This is a genomic window from Phormidium pseudopriestleyi FRX01 (assembly GCF_017313335.1).
GTDB classification, from domain to species: Bacteria; Cyanobacteriota; Cyanobacteriia; order Cyanobacteriales; family Laspinemataceae; genus Laspinema; species Laspinema pseudopriestleyi.
Window position 1 is genome coordinate 1 of record NZ_JAFLQW010000214.1, and the last position, 5,212, is coordinate 5,212.

At 49.6% G+C, this 5,212-nt stretch carries 2 protein-coding genes; both read left to right on the plus strand.

Annotated elements, in window-relative coordinates:
* The first annotated feature begins 684 nt into the window (after nt 1–684).
* Nucleotides 685–1,239, plus strand: a complete 555-nt coding sequence (locus J0895_RS07700; protein WP_207087521.1) for a Fur family transcriptional regulator — start codon at nt 685–687, stop codon at nt 1,237–1,239.
* 361 nt (nt 1,240–1,600) lie between these two features.
* The gene (carB, locus tag J0895_RS07705; protein ID WP_207087522.1) at nt 1,601–4,861 is read left to right on the plus strand and encodes a carbamoyl-phosphate synthase large subunit; all 3,261 of its coding nucleotides are present in this window, start codon (nt 1,601–1,603) and stop codon (nt 4,859–4,861) included.
* The last annotated feature ends 351 nt before the right edge of the window (nt 4,862–5,212 follow it).

The window sequence follows — 5,212 nt, forward strand, 5'->3', positions numbered from 1 at the left end:
GAAACCACCCCGTCCCTTCGGGACACCCCTCCAAGGGAGGGGAATTAGCCGACAAATTCCCCTCCCTTGGAGGGGTGCCCCCAGGGACGGGGTGGTAAATTCCCCTTAGCAAGGGTAGGGCTGTTTCATTGTCAAATTTTCCTTACCCCGTCAGCTTTACAGCCCAAGGGTTTTCGTCCTTATTTCCTACTTTTAGGCTCTCAAGTAGGAAAAACAGTCTGTATCCCCCGCCAAACAAAGGTTAGCAACAACACAAAAATCAATTTGGCCGGGAGAATGAAACAGCCCTGCCCTTGCTAAGGGGAGGGGACCGGAGGTCCAGTTCACGAGGATGGGGGGATTAAATTTTATTGGAAAAACCTTGCAATAAAGTTCAAATTCTGTCTTACTAGATTTATTCCCTTATTGAGGATTTATTTCAATAAAGGAGCTAAAATACTGGACAAATATAATTTTGTCAAGACCGTTGGCGGTCAAGTTATGGAGGGGAGTTGTAGCCAGGGAGACACAGTGACTCGATTTACCGCTCATATTGGATGAGTGAGGGAATCTTGTGCCTTGATGCCTGACTCGTGATGCCTGGGGCATCGAAGCTACCGAAGCGATCGCGCTCACCATAGCGACCCTCCCGGACAAAGGGCCAAATTCTGACCAACCATTGACCATAAATTTGGGTAAGTCGTCATGCCATTTTATACCCAGGCTCAACTCAAAAGCGAACTGCGACAATTGGGCTGTCGCCTGACTCCCCAACGGGAAGCCATCCTCGGCGTATTTCAAACCATTCCCCAAGGCAACCATTTAAGTGCCGAAGAACTCTACAGTTTGTTGCAACGGCAGGGGGAGAAAATTAGCCTATCCACAGTGTATCGAACCCTCAATTTGATGGCGCGGATTGGAATTCTGCGGGAACTAGAGTTAGCCGAAGGGCATAAACACTACGAACTGAACAAACCCTCACAACCGCACCATCATCTAGTCTGCGTTCAGTGCCATCAGACGATTGAATTTATCAGTGATTCAATTGCTAAAATTTGTAGCAAGCAAGCAGATTCGGCTCAATTTCAAATGTTAGACGTGCAATTGACCCTTCATGCAGTTTGCCTAGAAGCATTTGAGCAAGGATGGCCCTATTTACTCCCCGAAGATTGGATTTGTCCGAAATCTGGCATGGCGGTGAATCTATCAGAATCGAGCCAGGATATCGATACTGGATCGGTACAGGATTTAGATGAGTAGGACAAGAAACCGGGTTTCTTCACAAAAATTTTGCTTTCTTAGCAACAAATTAGGCTCAGAAACCCGGTTTCTAACCGTTACTGTATCCACATTCCTGGGAAAAAATGACCCAGAGATTTCCTCGGCCCAAGCTGCCCTGACGGCACCGGAGGATCCGTAGAGGAAGTCATCAAATCTGGTTATTAGCAAAACCAAGTGATACGGATTGAGTGAAACCTCGTAAAATAAACTGGATTTAGCAAAAATGCGATCCGGGGTCAGTAGTCAAAGGTCAGTGGTCAGTTGTAACTGAAAGCTGGCAATTGACAACAGACCCTTGACAATGAAAACACCCCAACCCACAAGTCGAAAGTTTAAGCCTATGCCCCGTCGCAACGACATCCAGAAAATCCTGATCATCGGCTCTGGTCCTATTGTGATCGGGCAAGCTTGCGAATTTGACTATTCAGGGACGCAAGCTTGTAAAGCGCTTCGAGAAGAAGGATATGAAGTGGTGCTGGTGAACTCGAACCCCGCCACGATCATGACCGACCCGGAAACTGCCGATCGCACCTATATCGAGCCACTGATTCCGGAAGTGTTGGAAAAGGTGATCGCGAAAGAGCGACCCGATGCACTGTTACCCACAATGGGCGGTCAAACCGCTCTGAACTTGGCCGTTACCTTAGCGAAAAGTGGTGTTTTAGACAAGTATGGCGTCGAGTTAATCGGTGCAAAATTAGAGGCGATCGAAAAAGCCGAAGACCGCTTACTGTTTAAAGAAGCAATGGCACGGATTGGGGTTGCCACCTGTCCATCCGGGATTGCTACGACTCTGGAGGAAGCCAAAGCTGTGGGACAGCAAATCGGCAGCTATCCCTTAATTATTCGCCCCGCCTATACCCTCGGGGGAACCGGCGGTGGCATCGCCTACAACCAAAAAGAATTTGAAATTATGGCGGCAGGGGGGATTGATGCCTCCCCCGTTTCGCAGATTCTGATTGAGCAGTCTCTGCTGGGTTGGAAGGAGTATGAACTAGAAGTGATGCGAGATTTAGCAGATAATGTGGTGATTATCTGCTCGATTGAAAATATCGACCCGATGGGGATTCACACCGGGGACTCGATTACTGTCGCACCGGCACAAACCTTGACGGATAAAGAATATCAACGCCTGCGGGATGCCTCGATCGCCATTATCCGCGAGATTGGGGTGGAAACAGGCGGATCGAATATTCAGTTTGCCATTAATCCGGTGAATGGGGACCTGGTTGTGATTGAGATGAACCCTCGGGTGTCTCGGTCCTCTGCCTTAGCATCCAAAGCAACGGGATTTGCGATCGCCAAGTTTGCGGCTAAATTGGCGGTGGGTTATACCCTCGATGAAATTCCCAATGATATCACCCGGAAGACTCCGGCGAGTTTTGAACCCACTATTGACTATGTGGTGACGAAGATTCCCCGGTTTGCCTTTGAGAAATTCGCTGGATCGGAACCGACTCTGACAACTCAGATGAAGTCCGTGGGTGAAGCAATGGCGATCGGGCGGACTTTCAATGAGTCTTTCCAAAAAGCCATGCGATCGATGGAAACTGGGCGTTCCGGTTGGGGATGCGATCGCCAAGAAATGCTCCCGAGTTTAGAACAAATTCGCGCCGGATTACGCACTCCTAATCCCGATCGCCTTTTTACCGTTCGTCACGCTATGTTGATGGGGATGACGGTTGAGGAAATCTACGAACTCACCTGCATTGACCCCTGGTTCCTGGATAAATTCCAAGAACTCCTGGAAACGGAAAAATTCCTCAAGCGATCGCAGCTTGAAGACTTGACAAAAGAAGATATGTATGCAGTCAAGCGTCAAGGCTTCAGCGATTGTCAAATTGCCTTTGCCACCAAAACCCACGAAGACCAAGTACGGGCCTACCGCGTTGGGTTAGGGGTTAAGCCGGTGTACAAATTGGTGGATACCTGTGCAGCAGAATTTGAGGCGCTGACACCTTATTACTATTCCACCTACGAAGAAGAAACGGAACAGACCGTTTCCACTAAACGTAAAGTGATGATTTTAGGGGGTGGCCCGAACCGAATCGGCCAAGGGATTGAATTTGACTATTGCTGCTGTCATGCATCTTATGCCTTACGGGAAGAAGGATGCGAGACCATTATGGTCAACTCCAACCCAGAAACTGTTTCCACCGATTACGACACCAGCGATCGCCTCTATTTTGAACCCCTGACCAAAGAAGATGTTCTCAATATCATTGAGGTGGAAAATCCTGAAGGGGTAATCATTCAGTTTGGGGGACAAACCCCGCTGAAATTGGCAATCCCCTTGTATGAAGCACTCATGGCCCAAGGGCCCGATCGCCTCTTACCCCCAGAAGTAACCACCAAAATTTGGGGAACCTCCCCGGACTCGATTGACATTGCTGAAGATCGGGAACGGTTTGAGAAGATTCTCTGGGAATTGGACATCAAACAGCCCGCGAATGGGATTGCCCGCAGTTATGAGGATGCCTTGGCGATCGCCCAGAAAGTTGGGTATCCCGTGGTGGTGCGTCCTTCCTACGTTCTCGGAGGACGGGCGATGGAAATCGTTTATTCTGATACAGACTTGGAACGGTATATGAAGTTTGCCGTGGAAGTCGAACCCGATCGCCCGATTTTGATTGATAAATTCCTAGAGAATGCAGTCGAGGTGGACGTGGATGCTCTAGCGGATGCCACGGGACAAGTCGTGATTGGCGGCATCATGGAACATATCGAACAAGCGGGAATTCACTCCGGTGACTCCGCCTGTTCTATTCCCTCTATTTCCTTGAAACCGGAAGCCTTAGCCACCATTCGGGAATGGACCGTCAAACTCGCCCAAAAACTGAAAGTCATCGGGTTGATGAATATTCAGTATGCGGTGCAAGGTGAACAGGTTTACATCTTAGAAGCCAATCCCCGCGCCTCGCGAACGGTCCCGTTTGTCTCCAAGGCGATCGGGATTCCCCTAGCGAAGATGGCTTCTTGGATTATGTCCGGCAAAACCTTAGAATCTCTCAACTTTACCGAAGAGAAGATTCCCCAACATATTGCGGTGAAAGAGGTGGTTCTGCCGTTTAACAAGTTCCCAGGTAGCGATACCCTCTTAGGTCCAGAAATGCGATCGACCGGGGAAGTCATGGGGATTGACACCGATTTCGGCAAGGCATTTGCCAAAGCTGAATTAGGGGCCGGGGTGCGGTTAGCGCTTCAGGGAACAGTGTTTGTTTCCATGAACAGTCGGGATAAACCCCTGGTGGTGCCAGTGATTAAAGAGTTCATGGATTTGGGCTTTAAGATTATTGCCACCGATGGCACTCGCAAGGTCCTCCAAGAACATGGTCTGGAGAATGTGGAACTGGTGTTCAAGCTCCATGAAGGTCGTCCCCATGTCATTGACTGGATTAAGAATGACCAAATCCAGTTTATTATCAACACGCCGACGGGAGAAGAGTCCCAGACCGATGCCCGGATGATTCGCCGGATGGCCTTGGACTATCAACTGCCGATTATTACCACGATCGCCGGTGCAAGGGCAACGGTAGCAGCAATTCGCGCCCTCAAGGGTGAACCCCTGGGAGTGAAGGCGATTCAGGATTATCTCGGTTAACGCTTGAAAAGTTGCCGGATCCGGCGGGGGTTTAAACGTTGGCGGCCTCATAGCTAAAGTCGGTTAAAACCGACTGATACCAAATCCGGTTGTCTCAATTCTGTTTTCTCTACTGATGTAGGGGTTTGGTCACCAAACCCTCCCCCTGATGTAGGGGTTTGGTCACCAAACCCTCCCCCCTGATGTAGGGGTTTGGTCACCAAACCCTCCCCCTGTCAAGGTGATAAATTTAATCAGGAAAAATCGGGATTTCATGTAGGGGTTTGGTCACCAAACCCTCCCCCTGATGTAGGGGTTTGGTCTCCAAACCCTCCCCCCTGATGTAGGGGTTTGGTCTCCAAACCCTCCCCC

What these genes read in the sequence shown, in the direction of transcription:
- J0895_RS07700 (WP_207087521.1), top strand. Translation starts at nt 685, where the DNA reads ATGCCATTTTATACCCAGGCTCAACTCAAAAGCGAACTGCGACAATTG.
- carB (WP_207087522.1), top strand. Translation starts at nt 1,601, where the DNA reads ATGCCCCGTCGCAACGACATCCAGAAAATCCTGATCATCGGCTCTGGT.